The organism is Mesorhizobium qingshengii (assembly GCF_900103325.1).
GTDB classification, from domain to species: Bacteria; Pseudomonadota; Alphaproteobacteria; order Rhizobiales; family Rhizobiaceae; genus Mesorhizobium; species Mesorhizobium qingshengii.
In genome coordinates this window covers 89,616-108,224 of record NZ_FMXM01000018.1, presented here as the reverse complement: position 1 = coordinate 108,224, position 18,609 = coordinate 89,616, and the positions used below count along the sequence as shown (strand labels likewise).

The following is an 18,609-nucleotide window of genomic DNA, read 5'->3' as shown; positions in this document are numbered from 1 at the left end:
TCAGGCCTTTTCGAGCGTAGGGCTTGCGGGCGCAACCGCCTTGCCGCCCTCGATAAGGCCCTTCCAGTAGCTCTCCGCGCCTTGCAGATGGGCGCTCATCAGCGCCTGGGCGAGGTTGCCGTCGCGACGCAGCAGCGCCTCATAGATCTGGATGTGCTCGGCATGCGAGCGCACGCTGCGCTCGGGGTCGTTGAAATAGATCGGCAGGCGCTGTTCGCCCATCATGTAATAGACGCTGCAGACGTTGTGGAACACGCTGTTCTTGGTGGCGCGTACGATCTCGAGGTGAAACTCGCGGTCTTCCCGGGCAAGACCTTCGCCTGCGGCGATGCGGTCTTCGGAAGCTTTCAGGATTTCCCGCAGCCGTTCGAAATTCTCCTCGGTGGCACGTGAGCAGGCAAGCTCGGCGGCCTTGATTTCGTGGATCTTGCGCAATTCGACCGTCTCGTAGATCTGGATCGGGTCGAGCGGCAGGCCGGCGCGCGCGAACAGCGCCATCGCTTCGACGCTGGCCTGCTTGGTGTCGATGTAGATGCCGGATTTGGCGCGGCGCTCGACGATGCGCATGGCTTCGAGAATGGCGAGCGCCTCGCGGATCTGGCCGCGGCTGACGCCAAAATGCTCCGCCAGTTCACGCTCCGACGGCGTTCGGCCGGTCTCGTTGTCCGAATGGGAGAACAGGTAGGCGGCGAGTTCCGCGAGAAGGTTCTTTTCTTTCATTGTCAATCGCGTTGCGCGTGCGCCTCCAGGAACCGCTCCGAAATGGTGAATCCCAGACCCGGCTTTTCCGGGATCGCTACCATACCGTCCCTTGCTTCGACAGTCTCTTCGATCAGATCATGGATCATCGGGTTGGCGCCGAGCGAATATTCAACGGTGAAACTCGACGGCGACGCGGCACAAACGTGCAGCCCGGCGAAAAAGCAGGGCGCGCCGGCCCACAGATGCGGGGCAAAACGCAGGTTGAAGGCGCTGGCGATGGTGCCGATCTTCATCGCCTCGCTGATGCCGCCGCAGAAGGCGGGATCCGGCTGGAAGATGTCGGCGGCCTTGAGCATGGCGAGGTCGCGGAAGGCATAGCGCGTCGCTTCGCTTTCGCCGGTGGCGATCGGAATGGGGCCGGACGCGCGCACTTCAGCCATGCCCGGCTTGTCGTCGGCGATGATCGGCTCCTCGAACCAGGCCAGATCCAAATCGTTGACGAGATGGATGAAGCGCTTGGCCTCCGCCACCGTGTAGGTGCCATGCGCGTCGACCATCAATTCGACATCGGGACCCAGCGCCTTTCTCGCGGCGCGGACACGCGTGGCGGAAACATGCGCGGCGCCATCCATGGCGCCGACCCGCATCTTCAGCGCCTTGAAGCCGCCCCTGGCGATATAGGACTTCAATTGCTCGCCGATGGCCTCGGCGGGCGCCCAGCCGCCGGACGCGTAGGCCGGCATGCGATCGAGCTTGCGGCCGCCGAGCAGTCGCCAGACCGGAATCCCAAGCGATTTGCCCAGAATGTCCCACAGCGCGATGTCGACCGCGCTGATCGCGGCGACGCTCATGCCGCGCCGCGCCAGCTGCGGCATGGCGTGGCCGGCGCGCGCGGCACTGTCGTGGCGCACGCCATTGTAGAGCATCTCCCAGATGACGCCGATATCGGCCGGATCGCGGCCGATCAGCTGCGGTCCGACCTCATGGTTGAGCATGTGGACGAGGGCGCCGTAGCTGCCGGCGCTGCCGGCGGCGTTCTTGCCTTCGCCCCAGCCGACCAGCCCGTCATCGGTCTCGATTCGCAGGATGGCGGCGTCAAAGGTCGTCACCTGACCGAAATCGCTGCGGTGTTGCCGTGCGGCTTCGATCGGGATGCGGACCCACCAGGCTTGGACGGTCTTGATACGCATGGTCTTCCCCAGCCCTGCCGCCGGTCGGGGCGGAAGAGCGAATTCCCCAACAGCAGTCGACTACTTGATCAGCGGCAGCAATGTTTCGGCGGTGATGCGCATCTGGTCGGTGTAGAATTTCTCCGTCAGCACGCTCGAGCCGTGATCCTGGATGAACTTCAGCTGTTCGGGCGAGATGTCGACCGGATGGCGCTCGACCATGTCGGGATAGGGCGCCGCCGGCGTGCGGTCGACCGGTGCTACGAACTCGTTGGTCAGCGCACCGTCGTAGCCGATCTCCTTCAACGTGGCGACGATCTTTGGCCAGTCGATCTGGCCGAGGCCGGCGGCAAAGCGGTTGTTGTCGGCGACATGGAAGTCGAACAGGCGCTTTCCGACCTGACGGATCGCGTCGTAGACGTTAAATTCTTCCATATGGATATGGTAGGCGTCGAGGCAGACGCCGCATTCCGGGCTGACCGCGTCGGCCAGCGCCAGGGCCTGGGCACCGCGGTTGAACAGATAGGTCTCGAAGCGGTTCAGCGGTTCGACGGCGATCTTGACGCCGACCTTCTTGGCGTGGGTGAAGCATTCGCGGGTCGCATCGACGACCCACTTCCATTCTTCTTCCTCGGTGCCATCCGGCACCACCTTGCCGACGGTGGCCGGAACCAGCGTGATGATCTCGCCGTCGAGTTCGCTGACCATGGTCAGCACGTCCTTGACGTACTGAACCGAGCGTTCGCGCTGGCCCTGGTTCTTGGCGGCGAGGTTGCGCTCGCCCAGCATCAGCGTCACCGCCCCCCAGCAACGAATGCCGTGTTCCTTGAGTAGCGCGCGCGTCTCCTTGGTCTTGTACTGCTCGGGCTCGCCGGAAATCTCGATCGACTCATAGCCGAACTTCTTGATGCGCTTGAGCGTCGTCTCCAGGGGTTCCGCGCGCATCCAGTTGTGCGTCGAAAGATGCATGGTCTGTCCTTCCCAAATTCGCCTGTATGGTTCGCCTGCGACATGCATCGCCGAAAGGCGGCGCAAGGGTTCCTCCCCAAGGCATCCCCAGCCTTTTCTCGCAAACTGGTTCGACCAATTGAGCCTCAACCGAGGTCTACAGCAAATTCTTCGGGACGGCAAGAAGTGCAAGAAGGCAACTTTTGGTCTGGGTTACTTCATTGATTGTATTGGAATATATCGCGTCTTTTCCCGCGCGCGGAGGGCTTCCGTGATGCATCGCGAGGCTTGACCAAGTCGCCATATTTGGTAATACCAGAATGGCGGCGTGTACAAGCGCCCAGTGCGAAAAGACCAAAGTGGCTGGCCCTGCTTCCAATCGGCGCTATGCTTGGTCGCGACAAAAACGAGGGAGGATGCCGATGCCGACAACGATGAAGGGCCCCGGGCTGTTTCTGGCGCAGTTTGCGGGCGATGCCGCGCCGTTCAATTCACTGGCCTCGATCACCAAATGGGCAGCCGGCCTCGGCTACAAGGGCGTGCAGATCCCGACCTGGGACGGGCGGCTGTTCGATCTCGAGAAGGCGGCCTCTTCAAAGGCCTATTGCGACGAGGTCAAGGGCATCTGCGCCGAGGCCGGCGTCGAGATCACCGAACTGTCGACGCACCTGCAGGGGCAATTGGTGGCCGTGCATCCGGCTTATGACGCGCAGTTCGATGGTTTCGCACCGGCTTCTGTGCACAACAATCCCAAGGCGCGGCAGAAATGGGCGGTCGAACAGATGAAGTTCGGCGCCAAGGCCTCGAAGAATCTCGGCCTCAAGGCCTCGGTATCCTTTTCCGGCGCGTTAGCCTTCCCTTACCTTTATCCCTGGCCGCAACGGCCGGCCGGCCTGATCGAGGAGGCGTTCGCCGAACTCGGCAAGCGATGGAAGCCGATCCTGGATGTCTATGAGGATAATGGCGTCGATGTCGGCTACGAGATCCATCCCGGCGAGGACGTGTTCGACGGCGCGACCTTCGAGATGTTCCTCGACGCGGTTGGCGGCCACAAGCGCTGCAACATCAATTATGATCCGTCGCACTTCCTGTTGCAGCAGCTCGACTATCTCGAATTCATCGACATCTATCACGAGCGCATCAAGGCCTTCCACGTCAAGGACGCAGAGTTCAACCCGACCGGCCGGCAAGGCGTCTATTCCGGCTACCAGAGCTGGACCAACCGCGCCGGCCGCTTCCGCTCGCTTGGCGACGGGCAAGTGGATTTCGGCGGTATCTTTTCCAAGCTCACCCAATACAATTATGATTCCTGGGCGGTGCTGGAGTGGGAGTGCTGCCTGAAGCATCCTGAGGACGGCGCGGCCGAAGGCGCGCCCTTCATCCAGCACCACATCATCCGGGTGACGGAAAAGGCATTCGACGATTTTGCCGGCGGCGCTACCGACAAGAAGGTGCTGCGCGCCATGATGGGAATTTGAAGCGGTCTTCCCTCCTCCTCGAGGGGGAGGGTAGATCCGCATAGCGGATCGGGGTGGGGTCGCCGGGCGTAGAGCTCGGCATGAACCGATCCCTCCCTGCCCCTCGGGCCACCCTCCCCGTAAAGGGAGGGGTACCTCAGCCAATACAGGAGAAAAAGATGGTCGGCGCATCGAAGTCGGAAACGGGAGGCGGCCCGATCCGCTACGGCATGGTCGGCGGGGGGCAGGGCGCCTTCATCGGCGCGGTGCACCGGATCGCGGCGCGCATGGACAATGATTTCGTGCTGGTGGCCGGTGCGCTGTCGGCGAATCCTGAGCGGGCCAAGGCATCGGCCGCCGAACTCGGCCTCGATCCGGATCGCAGCTATGCCTCGTACGCCGAAATGGCGAAGGCCGAGGCCAAGCGGCCCGACGGCATCGAGGCGGTGGCCATCGTCACGCCCAACAATGTGCATGTGCCGGCGGCCAAGGCCTTCCTCGAGGCTGGCATCCACGTCATCTGCGACAAGCCGCTGGCAACGACGCTTGCCGAGGCCAAGAAGCTCGCGGCGATAGTCGAGAAGACCGGCAAGGTGTTCGTGCTCACCCACAACTACACCGCCTATCCAATGGTACGGCAGGCGCGCGAGATGGTGGCCAAGGGTGTGCTCGGCGACATCCGCATCGTGCAGTCGGAGTATCCGCAGGACTGGCTGACCGAGGACCTTGCCGCCACCGGCCAGAAGCAGGCGTCGTGGCGCGGCGACCCGAAGCAGGCGGGCGCCGGCGGTGCGCTCGGCGACATCGGCACGCACGCCTATAACCTCGCCCGTTTCGTCTCCGGGTTGGAGCTCGATTCATTGTCGGCCGATCTCGACGCCTTCGTGCCGGGCCGGCTGCTCGACGACAACGTCAATGTCATGCTGCGCTTCAAACCGGCCGGCAAGACGCATCCGGCCAAGGGCATGATCTGGGCAAGCCAGGTGGCGCCTGGCCATGAGAACGGGCTGAAGCTGCGCATCTACGGCTCGAAGGGCGGGCTGGAATGGGTGCAGGCCGACCCGAACTATCTCTGGTACACGCCGTTCGGGCAGCCGAAGCAGCTGATCACGCGAAATGGCGCCGGCGCGCTGCCGGTAGCGGGTCGTGTCAGCCGCGTTCCGTCGGGCCATCCGGAAGGATATCTCGAAGGCTTCGCCAACATTTACCAGGAGGCGGCGCGGGCGATCCGCGCGGCGCGGCGTAAAGGCGGCAAGCCGGCAAAGGATGTAGTCTTCCCTACCATACAGGATGGCGTCGAAGGCATGGCTTTCATCGAGGCTTGCGTGAAGTCGTCGAAGAAGAATGGAGCGTGGACGAAGCTTTAATCCAAGGAGTGGCGATATTCAGTGATGCGGGCCTGCAAATGACAGCTTCTTGCGCTTCCGGTGCTCACGTACTCTAAGGTACGCTCCGCTCCGGTTCTCGGAACCCGCCGTTTTCGACTCGGCCTGACCTGAAGCTCAACACCCCGGCAGGGACGTCAGATGGGGAGGGGCGTCGATGAAAATCGGCATGTGCATGTTCTTGTGGACGACGGCGGTGTCGAAGAAACACGAGCCGCTGCTTCGCGACATCAAGGCGACCGGCTTCGATGGCGTCGAGATACCGATCTTTGCCGGTACGCCAGACGACTACAGGAAACTCGGCGAATTGCTCGACCGCATCGGGCTCGAGCGGACCGCGGTTTCAGCCATGGGCGATCCGGCGATGAACCTGATCTCGGCCGATGCGGCAACGCGCAAGGCCGGCATCGACTACATGAAATGGGCGATTGATTGCGCCAATGCGCTCGGTGCGAGCACGCTGAGCGGCCCGCTGCATTCGACGCTCGGTGCCTTTTCCGGCTCCGGGCCGACGGCAGCCGAGAAGAAGCGCTCGGTTGCCTCGCAACGCGCCATCGGCGACCATGCCGGCAACAGGAACGTCACAATAGGGCTGGAAGCGCTCAACCGCTTCGAATGCTACCTCCTCAACACGATGGCGGATCTGTCGGAGCATATCGACGCCATCGACCGGCCGCACATCAAGGCGATGTACGACACCTTCCATGCCAATATCGAGGAGGCCGACCCGATCGGCGCCTATACAAAGCACTGCGGGAATGTCGTGCATATCCATATTTCGGAGAATGACCGCGGCGTGCCGGGGCGCGGCAATATTCCGTGGACGGAGACTTTTTCCGCCATCCGCGAGAGCGGCTATGACGACTGGCTGACGATCGAGGCGTTCGGCCGCTCACTCAAGGACCTGGCGGCGGCGACCAAGGTGTGGCGCGATTTTTTCGAGAGCCCTGAAGCGGTTTATCGCGAGGGCTACAAGCATATCAGGAACGGGTGGAAGAAAGCCGCTTAAGCCCCTCACTTCGTCACAGGCGAAGCGGATGCGGAGACCCGAGCGTCCATGCCGCGACATTCGCCGAAGTGGTCCAACACCCCCGACCTCTCGCCTCTCCGCACCCCGGGGCGAGTTAATCCTGCTCGGCCTGGAGCCGGTTGTAGTCGTGGATGGTCCGGCTCAGCCTGCGGCGCAGGAAATTCGATATGTTGTCGAAGACGAAGACGACGACCAGCGTCAGCAGCACCATGTAGAAGACGTTGGCCCAGTTGGAGTTGGTGCGCATCGCTTCCCACAGCTTCAGGCCGATGCCGCCGGCGCCGACGGCACCGATGATGGTCGCGCCCCTGGTGTTGGATTCCCACTGGTAGAGCGTCTGGCTGATGAACACCGGGATCACTTCCGGCAGCACGCCGTAGCGCTGCACCAGAAGGCCGTTGGCGCCGGTCGAGACGACACCTTCGCGCGGCTTGTCGTCGATGTTTTCGAGCGCCTCGGAATAGGTTTTGCCGAGCGTGCCGATCTCGGTGAAGAAGATCGCGGCGCTGCCCGCCAGGGGACCCGGTCCGAAGGCGCGGGTGAAGAACAGTGCCCAGATCAGCATGTCGATCGAGCGCATGAAGTCGAAGAAGCGCTTGAGCACCTGGTTGACCAGCCGGCTGGGCGTGATGTTGCGGGCGGCGAAGAAAGCGAGCGGGAAGGCGACGATGCCGCCAAGCGCGGTGCCGAGAAAGGCCATGACGATGGTCTGCAGGAGCTTGGTCCAGACATCGCCATGCTGCCACTGGGCGTTGTTCCAGATGTTGTCGCCGGCCAGCGCCAGATTGGACGTGCCCGCCTTCAGGTCGGGCCCGGAAACGATGAGCGAGGCCACTTCGCCCGCCGACTTGCCGAAGAACGGCGAGCGGGTATCGAAGACAAAATTCGCCCAGCCGAGGAAGCGCTTGCGTATCTTGACGCGGTCGGCGGCGACGCGGACCTCGCCGGCAAAGCCCATGTCGGCGACGACCTCGTCCTCATGCGCGGTGATCCAGTCGGGAACCGGGCCGGAGATCAGCGGCTTGCCAGTGTCCAGCGCGACCGGCACGGTCTCACCGTTGGCAATGATCGTCGCTTGCATCTTGTTGAAGGTGACCGACTTGGCGGCGCCATCGATCAGGATCGTCACCGAACCGTCGGCATTGGCCTTGACCCAGTCCGGATGCGGGTCCGGGCCGAGCACCGAGAAGCGTGGATATTTGGCAGTGATCTGAGGTTCATCAAGGCGGAAGATTGGCTGCACGTCGTAGCTGATCCATTGGGTCAGGAACAGCGGCAGGCGCTCCCAGTGCGATTCCCGCATCACCTGCGGCAGGTTGAAGAACCACAGGGCGTAGAGGAGATAGACAAGGGTGCCTCCAAGCAACAGCAGCGGCCCGAAGCGCTGGTGGAACGGGCGCCGGAACACGTGCGGGAAGCGCTCCTCGATCGACTGGATCTGATCGGCGGTCATGGCAGCCATCGGTTAAGCTCCCATCACGAACGCTTGCTCGCCGACAAGCTTGCGGCGCAGCCAGGCGGAGAACTGGTCGACAATGAAGATCGTGGTGAACAGGAGCAGCACCAAGGCTATCGTCTTGGCGCCGAAGCCGCGGGAGATGGACAGCTTCAGCTCTTCGCCGATACCGCCGCCGCCGACCGCACCCATGATGGTGGAGATGCGCACGTTGATCTCGATTCGCAGCAGTGTGTAGGACATGAAGTTGGGCAGCACCTGCGGCAGGCCGGCAAAGCGTACCCGCTCGAACCAATTGGCGCCGACCGCTCGCAGGCCTTCCTCGGCGCGCATGTCGATGTTCTCGTTGATCTCGTAGAACAGCTTGCCCAGCGCGCCGATCGAATGCAGGCCGATGGCGATGATGGCGGCGATCGGGCCGATCGAGACAATGGCCGCGAACAGACCGGCGATGACGATCTCGGGAAAAGCGCGCAGCAGTTCCATGAAGCGCTTGACGATCAGCCGAAGCACCGGATGCGGCGTCAGGTTGCGCGCCGCGATGAAGGAGAACGGCACGGCAAAGACGAAACCGACGAAGGTCGAGACCAGCGCCACGTTCAGCGTGGTCAGCATCAACTCGAAATATTCGGGGATGTAGAAGCTGCCCCAGACATAGGCGCGGCCGAGCGGGAAGTTGAATTCCTGCGTGCCGGTGTCATGTGGGGAAGCGACGTCGAACATCGCCCGCCAGACATCGTTCCAGTCCTTGGGGACGAGCCAGCTCAGGAAGTCCAGTATGTGCGGCAGCCGGTCGAAGAAATGCCCGGCATTGGCTTCGTCGGCGAACCACATGGAGCCGCAGAGCGCGACAATGAGCAGGCCGACACCGATAGCCGTATAAAGCCGGCGCAAGGATGTCTGGCGTCGCCAGGCATCGGCTGCCTGGTGCGTCGCGTCTGAATGAGCGGTCACGGAAAGGGTCATGATCGGAGATGCAAAAAGGGCGGTGCCGCCACATCGGTCCGAAAATCGAAGTCCGATTTTCGGAAAGCCCGATGCGGCAATCTAAAGTGCTAAAGCGTACTTTGTGCGTCCAAGTGGACGCACGTCGCTTTAGTAACACCGCCCTTGCTGATTGTTCCGTTAGCCGCCAATGGCTGCCTTTCGGGCTTCGACGATGACGTTGTAGAAGTCTGCTTTCACCGGGACGTAGCCGGTAAAATCGCCACCTTCGATGCCTTCGAAGCAGGCCTTGTCCTTCTTGGGGAGCTGCGTGAAAAAGTCGGCAAGCTTGGCGCTCATGTCGTCGCCGAGCGCGGTGCGCACGACCAGCGGACCGTTCGGGATCAGGCCCGAGCGCCAGACTTCGACGAAGTCGTTGGGGTCGACGGCGCCCTTGGCGACTTCCTTGTGGAAGGTGCCGGAGGTGTAGCCATCCTTGAAGTCGCCGATGCCGGAGGAATCGTCCACCGCCACGTCGACCTTACCGTCACGCACGGCCAGAACGTTGTTCTCGTGGCCACCATTGAACTGGGTCGAAGCGAAGAAAGTCTCGTTGGAGGCACCGGTGTCCTTCGGAATCTGGGTCAGCGGGATCAGATAGCCGGAGGTCGAATCCGGATCGGCGTAGCCAAGCTTCTTGCCCTTGGCCGACTTGATGTCGGTGATGCCGGAGGACTTCAGCGCCAGGCCGATCGAATAGTAGCCGGTCGCGCCGTCGGTCTGCTGGGTGGTGAGGATCGGGGTGACGGCCTTCGGGTCCTTCAGGACAACGCTGGCGTAGCCGGAAGCGCCGAGCTCGGCGAAGTCGAGCGTGCCACCAAGCAGGCCCTGGATGACGCCGTCATAGTCGGCGGCCGGGAACAGCGACACTTTCTCGAAGCCGAATTCGGCTTTCAGGTGGTCGGCGAGGCACTGGTAGTTGCGCAGCCGGTCGGTCTCGTTTTCACCGCCGAGAATGCCGACGCGAAATTCCTTCATATCGGCGGCATGGGCCATGCTGGTCGCCATCGCGAGCACCGAAACGGCGCCAAAAACCATCTTCCTGAACATCTGATATCTCTCCTGTAGGTTCCGGCCCCGCGCCGGCAGCGTTCTTGATTTCGACAGGTGCCCTTGACGCGGGCTGGCGATCCCAACCGCTCTTTCCTGGCCCATGGTCTTTCCCGAAAACCGGATTCCACCTTTCGCTGGCGCGGTCCTTCGGTTCGGGATCATGGGCTCAGTAGCCCGGGAATGCGGGCTCGAGCGGTCCGGCGGATGCGGCGATCTTTTGCTTGATGGCAACGCTGGTCGAGGTGATGGCCTCGGAGATTTCGCCGCCATTGCTGTCGGCGCCATAGACGAGACGCACGGCCTCGCGGTTGAGCTCTTCCGGCGGGCCATCGAAGACGACCTTGCCGGCAGCCATGCCGATGATGCGGTTGCAATAGGTGCGGGCGGTATCCAGCGTGTGAAGATTGGTGACGACGGTGATGCCTTCGCGCAGATTGATGTCCTGCAGCGAATCCATCACCACCTTGGCGTTGAGCGGATCGAGCGAAGCGATCGGCTCGTCGGCGAGGATAACCCTGGGCTGCTGCATCATGGCGCGCGCGATGGCGACGCGCTGCTGCTGGCCGCCCGACAAGGTGCCGGCGGGCTGCAGTGCCGTGCGGGCGATATCGAGCCGCTCCAGCGCCGCAACCGCCTCAGCGCACTCGGAGCGCGAGAACATGCCGAACAGATTGGTGATGGTCGAACGGTGGTTCAGCTTGCCGAGCAGCACGTTGGTCAGCACGTCGAGGCGCGGCACCAGGTTGAACTGCTGGAAGATCATGGCGCAGTCGCGCTGCCAGCGTCGGAGCGGCGAACCGCGCAACTGGGAAACCTCGGCGCCGTCAAAAAAAATCGACCCCTGACTGGGATCGATGAGACGGTTGATCATGCGCAAAAGGGTCGATTTGCCAGCGCCGGAACGGCCGATAATGCCGACCATCTGACCTTGCGGGATGGAAATGTCGACATTGCTGACGGCGATATTCTTGCCAAATCGGCGAGAGACGCCGCGGATTTCGAGCGTGGCAGAGGTGGCTGACATTGGCGAGTTCCAGTGCGGACCATATTGATCGTCTGGTTCTCGCTAGCGCAGCCGCATGAACCTGCCATGTCGCGGGGATGTCAGTTTTGTTACGCTCCACTGACGCGTAGCTTACGGCCTGCCCAGGACCAGCAACTCCTCGAAGTGCTTCATGTCGCGGAATGCACAGAAGGCAGGCGTCTTGATCTCGATCACCGGCGCCTGCCGCGCGAAAAGCGCGAGAGACTCATCGAACAGCGCTTGCCATTCAGCCACCCTGTCGTCCGCCAGCCGCTGGATCTGATAGGCGAAGGTGATGTGGAAGACGTAAGCGTCGTGATCGGGGTGCCGGTATCCGAATGGCACGGCCAAGGCATCGCGCCAGGCACGCATGATGCGCACGTCGTCGTCCGTCGCGCCAGCAACGGTTAGTCCCGTCGGTACGACTTCGACCACCTTGATGTTGAACGGGCCAGAGCCTTCGAAACTCTTCAGCCGCTCCAGATAGAGGCGAGTCATCGCGTCGATGCTGGTGTCGAGCGGTACGTCACCCGGCCAGTAGGGCAACCGGCGACGGTATTCGATGATGCCCTGGAAAAGCGTCATGTGCAGGCTGGAGACGGGCGTGAAGGCCAGCCGGTCGGCGTCGGGCATCGCCAGCATCCGGTCGCGTACGGCAAGCACCACGGCCTCGGATGGTGAACCGCTGACCAGGTGGCTGACAACCGTGTTGCCGGGTTCGATCAGGAAATTGCCCGATGTGTCGTAGCGGGTGCCGAGATGCAACGGAGGGGTCGGATTGGAGCCGGCAAAGAATGCGGCGAGCGACGGTCTGACAGAAACAGGCATTGCGATCTCCAAGGGAAAGACCGCGTCCTGCCCCGGCGATGTGTCAGGGATATGAAACAGGCTCGCCCATGACGATGATGTGATGGCTTATCCGCCGTATTTTTCCAGGAAGGCTTCGGCCTCAAGCGACCGGAAATCATCGAGCGAGGCGCGCAGCCTTGCGTGGTCCCAGTCCCACCAGGCAAGCGCCTGGTAGCGCTCGGCGGTGCGGCGGTCGAAGCGCTCGCGGATCGGCCTGGCCGGCACTCCGCCGACGATGGTGTAGGGCGCGACATCCTTCGAGACGACCGCTCCGGCGCCGACCGCCGCGCCATCGCCGACAGTGACGCCGGGCAGGATGGTCGAGCCGTGACCGAGCCAGGTGTCATGGCCAATGGTGACGCGCTTGGCGCGGCGCTGGGCGAAGAATTCGCTCTCGTGCTCGGCATCGTCCCAATAGTCGGAGGCGCGATAGGTGAAATGGTGCAGCGTCGGCCGCCAGGTCGGGTGGTTGGTGGCGTTGATGCGCACGCTTGCTGCGATGTTGGCAAACTTGCCGATCGTCGCACACCAGACGGCGCAGTCCTGCATCATGTAGGAGTAATCGCCGAGTTCGCTTTCGGAAACCCGGCTGCGGTCGGCGATCTCGGTCCAGCGGCCAAGCGTCGAATTCTGTACCTCAGCCGTCGGGTGGACCAGCGGCGCTTCCGACAATTTCCTGGTCATGCGGCGATTTTTCCCGGGGCAAAAACGGTAACGTCAATGATGCGGTCGGCAACCGCCTCGCGCACGTCATGGTCGTGGAAGATACCGAGGAAGGCGACGCCCGCCGTTTTCTTGCCAGCGATGAGTTCGATCACCACGTCGCGGTTCCTGGCATCGAGCGAGGCGGTCGGCTCGTCGAGCAGCAGGATCGGGTGCTCGGTGATGAAGCCGCGCGCGATGTTGACGCGCTGCTGCTCGCCGCCGGAGAAGGTCGCCGGCGGCAGAGCCCAGAGTTTCTCCGGCAGGTTGAGTTGCGCCAGCAAGGCGCGCGCCTTGTCGCGCGCGCCCTCGCGGTCCTCGCCGCGCTCGACCAGCGGCTCGGCGACGACATCCAGCGCCGGGACGCGCGGCACGGTGCGCAGGAACTGGCTGACATAGCCGATAGTCTGGCGGCGCACCGCAAGCACGGTGCGCGGGCTGGCGGTGGCAAGGTCGATCAAGCCGTCGTCATGGCTGACGATGATCTGACCTTCGTCAACGGCGTAGTTGCCGTAGAGCATCTTGAGGATCGAGCTCTTGCCGGCACCGGACGGGCCGCCAAGCACGGTGCATTCGCCAGCCCTGATCGAGAACGAGACACCGGCGACGACAGGCAATTTGATGCCGTCGCGCAGATGCATGGTGAAGCTCTTGGCGACGTCGGAGACGACGAGCGGGGTTGCCATGTCAGTGTCCTTTGTTTTGCCGCATGATCTGGTCCGAAAACCGCTTTCCACTTTTCGGGATCACGCGGCTAGACCTGCAAGATGGAAGAAACGAGAAGCTGGGTGTAGGGCGCGCGCGGGTCATCAAGCACGCGGTCGGTGAGGCCGCTTTCGATGACGCGGCCGTCCTTCATCACCATCATGCGCTGCGACAGAAGGCGTGCCACGGCGAGGTCGTGGGTGACGACGATAGCGGCGAGGCCAAGATCGGTGACCAGGCCGCGCAACAGGTCGAGCAGGCGGGCCTGCACCGAGACATCGAGGCCGCCGGTCGGTTCGTCCATGAACACCAGGCGTGGCCCGGTGACGAGGTTGCGGGCAATCTGCAGGCGCTGGCGCATGCCGCCGGAAAAGGCGCGTGGCTCGTCGTCGATGCGGTCCTCGTCGATCTCGACGCGCGACAGCCAGTCGACGGCCGTGGCGCGGATCTTGCCGTAATGGCGATCACCCACAGCCATCAGCCGTTCGCCGACATTGGCACCGGCCGACACCGTCATGCGCAGGCCATCCGCCGGGTTCTGGTGGACGAAACCCCAGTCGGTGCGCATCAAAAAGCGGCGCTCGGCCTCGCTCATGCGGTAAAGCTCGCGGAACTGGCCGTCGCGCATGCGGTAGCTGGCGGTGCCGGAGCTGGGCAGCAGACGCGTCGACAGGCAGTTGAGCAGCGTCGTCTTGCCGGAGCCGGATTCGCCGACCACCGCCAGAACTTCGCCCGGCCACAGATCGAAGGAGACGTTATCGCAGCCGACGCGCGAGCCGTAGAATTTGGAAAGCGCCGAGACGCGCAGCAGTGGTTCGTCGGTCATTGCGCCGGCTCCATGTTTCCTGGGGCAAGGTGGGTTTCCGAGGCAAGATGGCCGCGATGACCCTCTTCACGCCGCTTCTCGCAGTGATCGGTGTCGGAGCAGACGAACATGTGGCCGCCATGGTCATCGAGAATGACCTCGTCGAGATAGACATTCTCGGCCGCGCACAACGCGCAGGGTTGGTCGAAGGTCTGCACCTCGAACGGATGATCCTCGAAGTCGAGGCTGACCACGCTGGTGAAGGGCGGCACCGCGTAGATGCGCTTTTCGCGGCCGGCGCCGAACAGCTGCAGGGCCGGCGAGCGGTGCATCTTGGGATTGTCGAATTTCGGCGTCGGCGACGGGTCCATCACATAGCGGCCCTCGACCTTGACTGGATAGGCATAGGTGGTGGCGATGCGGCCGTGCCTGGCGATGTCCTCGTAGAGCTTCACATGCATGAGGCCGTATTCCTCCAGCGCGTGCATCTTGCGCGTTTCGGTCTCGCGCGGTTCGAGGAAGCGCAGTGGCTCGGGGATCGGCACCTGGTAGACCAGCACCTGGCCCGCCGTCAGCGGGTGCTCGGGGATGCGGTGGCGGGTCTGGATGATGGTGGCGCTGCCGGTATCGGTCGTCACCGCGACATTGGCGACCTTCTTGAAGAAGGCACGAATGGAGACTGCGTTGGTGGTGTCGTCGGCACCCTGGTCGATAACCTTCAGCACATCGTCGGGGCCGATGATCGAAGCGGTAACCTGGACGCCGCCAGTGCCCCAGCCATAGGGCATCGGCATTTCTCGCGAAGCGAACGGCACCTGATAACCGGGGATGGCGATGCCCTTGAGGATCGCGCGGCGGATCATCCTCTTGGTCTGCTCGTCGAGATAGGCGAAGTTGTAGGTGGCGATGTCGGTCATGGCGATCACATCCGCTCTATGCTATTGAATTGACTTCCAATGCGCGGAAACAGGGCCAAGTTCAGATGACCCAAACCGGATGGATACACATCGGAATCCTGCTGCTGGTTTTCGTCGGCGTGGTTGGCTTTGTCCTTCGAAGAATGGTTCTTCCCGCGCCGAAAGATGGCGCGCAGGGCGAGACTGTTGCCGGCGCAAGTGGTGGTTACGGCGGCGGCTTGGTTGATGGCGGCGGCCATTAGCATCACTCCGCTGCCTCCCGCTTTTCTTCGACCTTTGTGGGATTTTCGCGTGCTTCATATTCGGCCCGCATGCGGCGCACGAGATCGAGCTCGGCTTGGAAGTCGACATAGTGCGGCAGCTTCAAATGCTCGACGAAACCGGTCGCCTGGACATTGTCGGAATGCGAGATGACAAACTCCTCGTCCTGGGCGGCGGCGACGACATCCTCGCCCAACTCGCTGGCGCGCAAAGCCCGGTCGCAGAGCGCCATCGCCATCGCCTTGCGCTCGCTCTGGCCGAAGACCATACCGTAGCCGCGGGTGAATTGCGGTGGCGCCTTGGCGGAACCCTTGAACTGGTTGACCATCTGGCATTCGGTGACCTGCACGCTTCCGAGCGGCACGGCGAAGGGCAGTTCGGGCACATCCAGTTCCAGCTCGACCTCGCCGATGCGGATCTCGCCGACGAAGGGATGGTTGCGGGCATAGCCGCGCTGGGTGGAATAGCCGAGCGCCAGCAGAAAACCTTCGTCGCCGCGTGACAGCGCCTGCAGGCGGATGTCGCGCGCCATCGGGAACTCCAGCGGCTCGCGGGTGATGTCGCCGGGAACATGGTCCTGTGGCATCTCGCCATCCGGTTCGATCAGGCCTTCGCGGGCGAGGATCGCCGAGACGCGCGGCATGGCCTGCGCTTCCGTCTCGCGCCGCAAGGGCTCGGCAACATCGGCGCCGGCGGCAAGCTCGGGATCGAGCAGCCGGTGGGTATAGTCGAAGGTCGGGCCGAGCAACTGCCCGCCGGGCAGGTCCTTGTAGGTTGCCGACACGCGCCGCTCGACCAGCATGTTGGCGGTGTCGATCGGCTTTGTGTAGCCGAAGCGCGGCAGCGTGGTGCGATAAGCGCGCACCAGGAAGATCGCCTCGATCATGTCGCCGCGCGCCTGGACGATGGCCAGTGCCGCCAATTCCCTATCGTAGAGCGAGCCTTCGCTCATCACCCGGTCGACGCCGAGCGCCAGCTGCTCGACGATCTGATCGAGCCGAAGTGCAGGCACCGAACGGTCGCCGCGCCGGCGGTCGGCAAGCAGGCCGTGGGCGTTGGCAATTGCGGCTTCGCCACCTTTTACCGCGACATACATCCTAGGCCTCCATCGTCTTGATGCGCGTCGTGCGCGGCAGGCAGGCGATGCCGTCAGCGGTGGCGAGGATGATGTCGACGCCGCGCGGAAAGCGCTTGGTATTCTGCTTCCACTGCTCGACGAAATGACGCGGCATCCGGGCCGGTGCGATCTTGGCGCTCGTCTCGATGCCGGGGCCTTCGAGCAGCAGCGGCGTACCTAACACGAGGTCCCCGACTTGCAGGATCAGCGTGGTCGAGCGATCAGGATAGTCCTGCGTGCCTTGCGAAAAGCCGTCGAGCGCCATCATCTCGGCCGGCATGGCGACAAATGCGAAATGCGCATCGGCCGGCGTGTTGGCCAGTGGTGCGCCAGAGTGGAAACCAAGCCAGGATCTGATCGCGGCGGAGGTTTGCAGCATCGGGTCGAGCCAGAGCGGGGTGTCATTGTCGCAAAGCGCCAGTGCTATGGCACCGGCGGTTGCCGAGAGCGGCGCCGGCGGACGGGCGAAGGCCGGCAGCGGCTGCACGCTGCCCGGCCGCGCCATCGCGTCCATGACGGCGCGGAATACGGTCTGGGCGTTGAAGACCGGATCGGCGAAACCGCCCTCGATCGATTGCACAGCTGCGTCCATCAATCTTCTCCGCGAACCATTGTGAAGAAATCCACCTTCGTTGCCGCCGTCTCGGCGCGACGTTTTTCATGCGCTGTGGTCAGCGCCGCCTGCAGGGGCGCGATGATTTTGGTCTCGACCTCGTTGCGGCGGGCCGGGTCCTGCCACAGCGCGTCGGCGATGGCCGCCAGCCTTGCCTTCTGCTTGTCGCGGCCAAGCGCATAGCAATGGCCGACCTGCCCGGACGGCAGCCTGACGGTGGCGCGGGTAACGGTCGCCTCGCCGACATTGAAGGGCGCGCCGCCACCGCCGATACGGCCGCGCATGGTCACCAGGCCGGTCTCGGGGCCGCGCAGCAGTTCGGCTTCCGAGGGCAAGCCGGCCTCGTTCCAGAGCCGGACGATGTCATCGCCGCTGGATTGCGCCAGTGTTGCCATGGCGGCCTTGCGCTCGGCCTGGTCGCGGGCTTCCTGTCCTCGCATAAGCCACATTCCTCTTGTCTAAATTTGTCTATTGATATAGACATCTATACAAATTATACCCATTATCTAACGCGAGTCCATGACGGGTGGATGACAAGCGATAGAAGGCCGCGGGCAAATGATGATCGGGCGGCTGGCAGCTGACAGAATCGAGCGGCGCAGTGGCGTCTCGCTCTGGCGGCAGATTGCCGACAAGATCCTGCACGCGATCGCCGTTGGCGATTTTGTCGAGAATGCCGCGCTGCCGCCGGAGGTGGCGCTGGCCGAGCGCTACGGCGTCAACCGTCACACCGTGCGCAGCGCCATATCCGCCCTTGTGCAGGAAGGAGTACTGCGGGCTGAGCAGGGGCGCGGCACCTTCGTGCTGTCGCGCAAGCGGCTGTCCTATCCGATCGGTGCGCGCACACGTTTTTCGACGGGTCTGCAAGAGCAGACGTCGGAAAGGCACATCGTCCTGCTCGCCTCGTCGGTCGAGCCGGCCAGCCAGCGCGTTGCCGAGGGCCTTGGCCTTGCCAAGGGGGCCGATGTGATAAGGCTGGAAACGCGCGGCGAAGCCGATGGGCGGGCGGTGTCGCGCGCTGCCGGCTGGTTCGAAGCCAAGCGCTTTGCCGGCATCGATGCCGCGATGGCGGAAACCGGTTCGATCACCGCATCGCTGGCGCGTTTCGGCATAGACGATTATCTGCGGCAATCGACCGTGCTGTCGGCGCGCCATGCCGATGCCGCCGATTTAGCCGACCTCGACCTGCAGCCGGGCGCCATCGTGCTGGTCACGGTCGCCGTCAACGTTACGCCCGACGGCCAGCCGATCCAGTTTTCCGAATCGCGCTTCCCGGCCGAGCGGGTGGAGCTGAAGCTGTCGGCGCTGTAGGGAGTGCCGGCCTTATACGAGACCGCGATTTATCTGACTCACGCTGACATCAGACCAGCTCGGCCCCGCTCACTTTTCAGCGGCTTGGCGTTTGAGGACCGCCTTCGACCTGCGCGGGGCG

General features: G+C 63.3%; 20 protein-coding genes. 4 read left to right on the top strand and 16 right to left on the bottom strand.

Going from position 1 to position 18,609, the window contains the following annotated elements; genetic code table 11:
* From BLS48_RS24810 to BLS48_RS24800, 3 genes are read right to left on the bottom strand one after another with little or no spacing between them, the layout of a single operon-like run.
* Positions 1 to 720, bottom strand: a complete 720-nt coding sequence (locus BLS48_RS24810; protein ID WP_091583445.1) for a FadR/GntR family transcriptional regulator — start codon at positions 718 to 720, stop codon at positions 1 to 3.
* A 2-nt stretch (positions 721 to 722) separates the two neighbouring features.
* A complete protein-coding gene (locus BLS48_RS24805; RefSeq protein WP_091583443.1) occupies positions 723 to 1,892 on the bottom strand; it encodes a mandelate racemase/muconate lactonizing enzyme family protein in 1,170 nt (389 codons plus the stop codon).
* Positions 1,893 to 1,952: 60 nt separating this feature from the next.
* Positions 1,953 to 2,840, bottom strand: a complete 888-nt coding sequence (locus BLS48_RS24800; protein ID WP_091583440.1) for a sugar phosphate isomerase/epimerase family protein — start codon at positions 2,838 to 2,840, stop codon at positions 1,953 to 1,955.
* 401 nt (positions 2,841 to 3,241) lie between these two features.
* Here BLS48_RS24800 and BLS48_RS24795 point away from each other — a divergent pair, with 401 nt between their 5' ends.
* The 3 genes from BLS48_RS24795 to BLS48_RS24785 all read left to right on the top strand — a co-directional run bounded on the left by BLS48_RS24795 (position 3,242) and on the right by BLS48_RS24785 (position 6,670).
* Complete coding sequence (locus tag BLS48_RS24795; RefSeq protein ID WP_091583592.1) at positions 3,242 to 4,297, top strand: sugar phosphate isomerase/epimerase family protein; 1,056 nt, start codon at positions 3,242 to 3,244, stop codon at positions 4,295 to 4,297.
* Positions 4,298 to 4,455: 158 nt separating this feature from the next.
* On the top strand, positions 4,456 to 5,643 hold the full coding sequence (locus tag BLS48_RS24790) for a Gfo/Idh/MocA family protein (protein WP_091583438.1): 1,188 nt from the start codon (positions 4,456 to 4,458) through the stop codon (positions 5,641 to 5,643).
* A gap of 175 nt (positions 5,644 to 5,818) precedes the next feature.
* Complete coding sequence (locus BLS48_RS24785; protein WP_091583435.1) at positions 5,819 to 6,670, top strand: sugar phosphate isomerase/epimerase family protein; 852 nt, start codon at positions 5,819 to 5,821, stop codon at positions 6,668 to 6,670.
* Positions 6,671 to 6,785: 115 nt separating this feature from the next.
* Here the strand turns inward: BLS48_RS24785 and phnE (BLS48_RS24780) are convergent, their stop codons facing one another.
* The 13 genes from phnE (BLS48_RS24780) to phnG all read right to left on the bottom strand — a co-directional run bounded on the left by phnE (BLS48_RS24780) (position 6,786) and on the right by phnG (position 17,617).
* On the bottom strand, positions 6,786 to 8,153 hold the full coding sequence (gene phnE / locus BLS48_RS24780; protein WP_091583432.1) for a phosphonate ABC transporter, permease protein PhnE: 1,368 nt from the start codon (positions 8,151 to 8,153) through the stop codon (positions 6,786 to 6,788).
* A 3-nt stretch (positions 8,154 to 8,156) separates the two neighbouring features.
* A complete protein-coding gene (gene phnE, locus BLS48_RS24775) occupies positions 8,157 to 9,113 on the bottom strand; it encodes a phosphonate ABC transporter, permease protein PhnE (protein ID WP_091583429.1) in 957 nt (318 codons plus the stop codon).
* A 159-nt stretch (positions 9,114 to 9,272) separates the two neighbouring features.
* The gene (gene phnD / locus BLS48_RS24770) at positions 9,273 to 10,181 is read right to left on the bottom strand and encodes a phosphonate ABC transporter substrate-binding protein (protein WP_091583426.1); all 909 of its coding nucleotides are present in this window, start codon (positions 10,179 to 10,181) and stop codon (positions 9,273 to 9,275) included.
* Between the two features lie 169 nt (positions 10,182 to 10,350).
* Positions 10,351 to 11,208 (bottom strand): phosphonate ABC transporter ATP-binding protein, encoded by an 858-nt coding sequence (gene phnC / locus BLS48_RS24765; protein WP_091583424.1) that lies wholly within the window; start codon positions 11,206 to 11,208, stop codon positions 10,351 to 10,353.
* Between the two features lie 111 nt (positions 11,209 to 11,319).
* Positions 11,320 to 12,036: a DUF1868 domain-containing protein gene (locus BLS48_RS24760; RefSeq protein WP_091583421.1), complete on the bottom strand. Its 717-nt coding sequence runs from the start codon at positions 12,034 to 12,036 to the stop codon at positions 11,320 to 11,322.
* Between the two features lie 87 nt (positions 12,037 to 12,123).
* Positions 12,124 to 12,741 carry a DapH/DapD/GlmU-related protein gene (locus tag BLS48_RS24755; RefSeq protein ID WP_091583419.1) on the bottom strand — a complete coding sequence of 206 codons (618 nt, stop codon included), beginning with the start codon at positions 12,739 to 12,741 and terminating at the stop codon, positions 12,124 to 12,126.
* A complete protein-coding gene (gene phnL / locus BLS48_RS24750) occupies positions 12,738 to 13,445 on the bottom strand; it encodes a phosphonate C-P lyase system protein PhnL (RefSeq protein ID WP_091583416.1) in 708 nt (235 codons plus the stop codon). The genes BLS48_RS24755 and phnL overlap by 4 nt, the downstream gene beginning before the upstream one ends.
* 68 nt (positions 13,446 to 13,513) lie before the next feature.
* Entirely contained in the window at positions 13,514 to 14,290 is a 777-nt protein-coding gene (phnK, locus tag BLS48_RS24745; protein ID WP_091583414.1) for a phosphonate C-P lyase system protein PhnK, read from the bottom strand.
* Positions 14,287 to 15,186: an alpha-D-ribose 1-methylphosphonate 5-phosphate C-P-lyase PhnJ gene (locus tag BLS48_RS24740; RefSeq protein WP_091583589.1), complete on the bottom strand. Its 900-nt coding sequence runs from the start codon at positions 15,184 to 15,186 to the stop codon at positions 14,287 to 14,289. The genes phnK and BLS48_RS24740 overlap by 4 nt, the downstream gene beginning before the upstream one ends.
* A 5-nt stretch (positions 15,187 to 15,191) precedes the next feature.
* Complete coding sequence (locus tag BLS48_RS24735; protein ID WP_091583411.1) at positions 15,192 to 15,425, bottom strand: hypothetical protein; 234 nt, start codon at positions 15,423 to 15,425, stop codon at positions 15,192 to 15,194.
* Between the two features lie 5 nt (positions 15,426 to 15,430).
* The gene (locus BLS48_RS24730; RefSeq protein ID WP_091583408.1) at positions 15,431 to 16,543 is read right to left on the bottom strand and encodes a carbon-phosphorus lyase complex subunit; all 1,113 of its coding nucleotides are present in this window, start codon (positions 16,541 to 16,543) and stop codon (positions 15,431 to 15,433) included.
* A gap of 1 nt (position 16,544) precedes the next feature.
* On the bottom strand, positions 16,545 to 17,156 hold the full coding sequence (phnH, locus tag BLS48_RS24725) for a phosphonate C-P lyase system protein PhnH (protein ID WP_091583406.1): 612 nt from the start codon (positions 17,154 to 17,156) through the stop codon (positions 16,545 to 16,547).
* Positions 17,156 to 17,617 (bottom strand): phosphonate C-P lyase system protein PhnG, encoded by a 462-nt coding sequence (phnG, locus tag BLS48_RS24720; RefSeq protein ID WP_091583586.1) that lies wholly within the window; start codon positions 17,615 to 17,617, stop codon positions 17,156 to 17,158. Before phnG ends, phnH begins: the two co-directional genes overlap by 1 nt.
* A 121-nt stretch (positions 17,618 to 17,738) precedes the next feature.
* Between phnG and phnF the strand changes: the two genes are divergently transcribed.
* Positions 17,739 to 18,488: a phosphonate metabolism transcriptional regulator PhnF gene (gene phnF / locus BLS48_RS24715; protein WP_167365239.1), complete on the top strand. Its 750-nt coding sequence runs from the start codon at positions 17,739 to 17,741 to the stop codon at positions 18,486 to 18,488.
* Positions 18,489 to 18,609: the final 121 nt, after the last annotated feature.

Bases quoted from the DNA above. Each gene is read 5' to 3' on its own strand.
- BLS48_RS24810 (WP_091583445.1), bottom strand. From the start codon at position 720: ATGAAAGAAAAGAACCTTCTCGCGGAACTCGCCGCCTACCTGTTCTCC.
- BLS48_RS24805 (WP_091583443.1), bottom strand. From the start codon at position 1,892: ATGCGTATCAAGACCGTCCAAGCCTGGTGGGTCCGCATCCCGATCGAA.
- BLS48_RS24800 (WP_091583440.1), bottom strand. From the start codon at position 2,840: ATGCATCTTTCGACGCACAACTGGATGCGCGCGGAACCCCTGGAGACG.
- BLS48_RS24795 (WP_091583592.1), top strand. From the start codon at position 3,242: ATGCCGACAACGATGAAGGGCCCCGGGCTGTTTCTGGCGCAGTTTGCG.
- BLS48_RS24790 (WP_091583438.1), top strand. From the start codon at position 4,456: ATGGTCGGCGCATCGAAGTCGGAAACGGGAGGCGGCCCGATCCGCTAC.
- BLS48_RS24785 (WP_091583435.1), top strand. From the start codon at position 5,819: ATGAAAATCGGCATGTGCATGTTCTTGTGGACGACGGCGGTGTCGAAG.
- phnE (WP_091583432.1), bottom strand. From the start codon at position 8,153: ATGGCTGCCATGACCGCCGATCAGATCCAGTCGATCGAGGAGCGCTTC.
- phnE (WP_091583429.1), bottom strand. From the start codon at position 9,113: ATGACCCTTTCCGTGACCGCTCATTCAGACGCGACGCACCAGGCAGCC.
- phnD (WP_091583426.1), bottom strand. From the start codon at position 10,181: ATGTTCAGGAAGATGGTTTTTGGCGCCGTTTCGGTGCTCGCGATGGCG.
- phnC (WP_091583424.1), bottom strand. From the start codon at position 11,208: ATGTCAGCCACCTCTGCCACGCTCGAAATCCGCGGCGTCTCTCGCCGA.
- BLS48_RS24760 (WP_091583421.1), bottom strand. From the start codon at position 12,036: ATGCCTGTTTCTGTCAGACCGTCGCTCGCCGCATTCTTTGCCGGCTCC.
- BLS48_RS24755 (WP_091583419.1), bottom strand. From the start codon at position 12,741: ATGACCAGGAAATTGTCGGAAGCGCCGCTGGTCCACCCGACGGCTGAG.
- phnL (WP_091583416.1), bottom strand. From the start codon at position 13,445: ATGGCAACCCCGCTCGTCGTCTCCGACGTCGCCAAGAGCTTCACCATG.
- phnK (WP_091583414.1), bottom strand. From the start codon at position 14,290: ATGACCGACGAACCACTGCTGCGCGTCTCGGCGCTTTCCAAATTCTAC.
- BLS48_RS24740 (WP_091583589.1), bottom strand. From the start codon at position 15,186: ATGACCGACATCGCCACCTACAACTTCGCCTATCTCGACGAGCAGACC.
- BLS48_RS24735 (WP_091583411.1), bottom strand. From the start codon at position 15,425: ATGGCCGCCGCCATCAACCAAGCCGCCGCCGTAACCACCACTTGCGCC.
- BLS48_RS24730 (WP_091583408.1), bottom strand. From the start codon at position 16,543: ATGTATGTCGCGGTAAAAGGTGGCGAAGCCGCAATTGCCAACGCCCAC.
- phnH (WP_091583406.1), bottom strand. From the start codon at position 17,156: ATGGACGCAGCTGTGCAATCGATCGAGGGCGGTTTCGCCGATCCGGTC.
- phnG (WP_091583586.1), bottom strand. From the start codon at position 17,617: ATGCGAGGACAGGAAGCCCGCGACCAGGCCGAGCGCAAGGCCGCCATG.
- phnF (WP_167365239.1), top strand. From the start codon at position 17,739: ATGATCGGGCGGCTGGCAGCTGACAGAATCGAGCGGCGCAGTGGCGTC.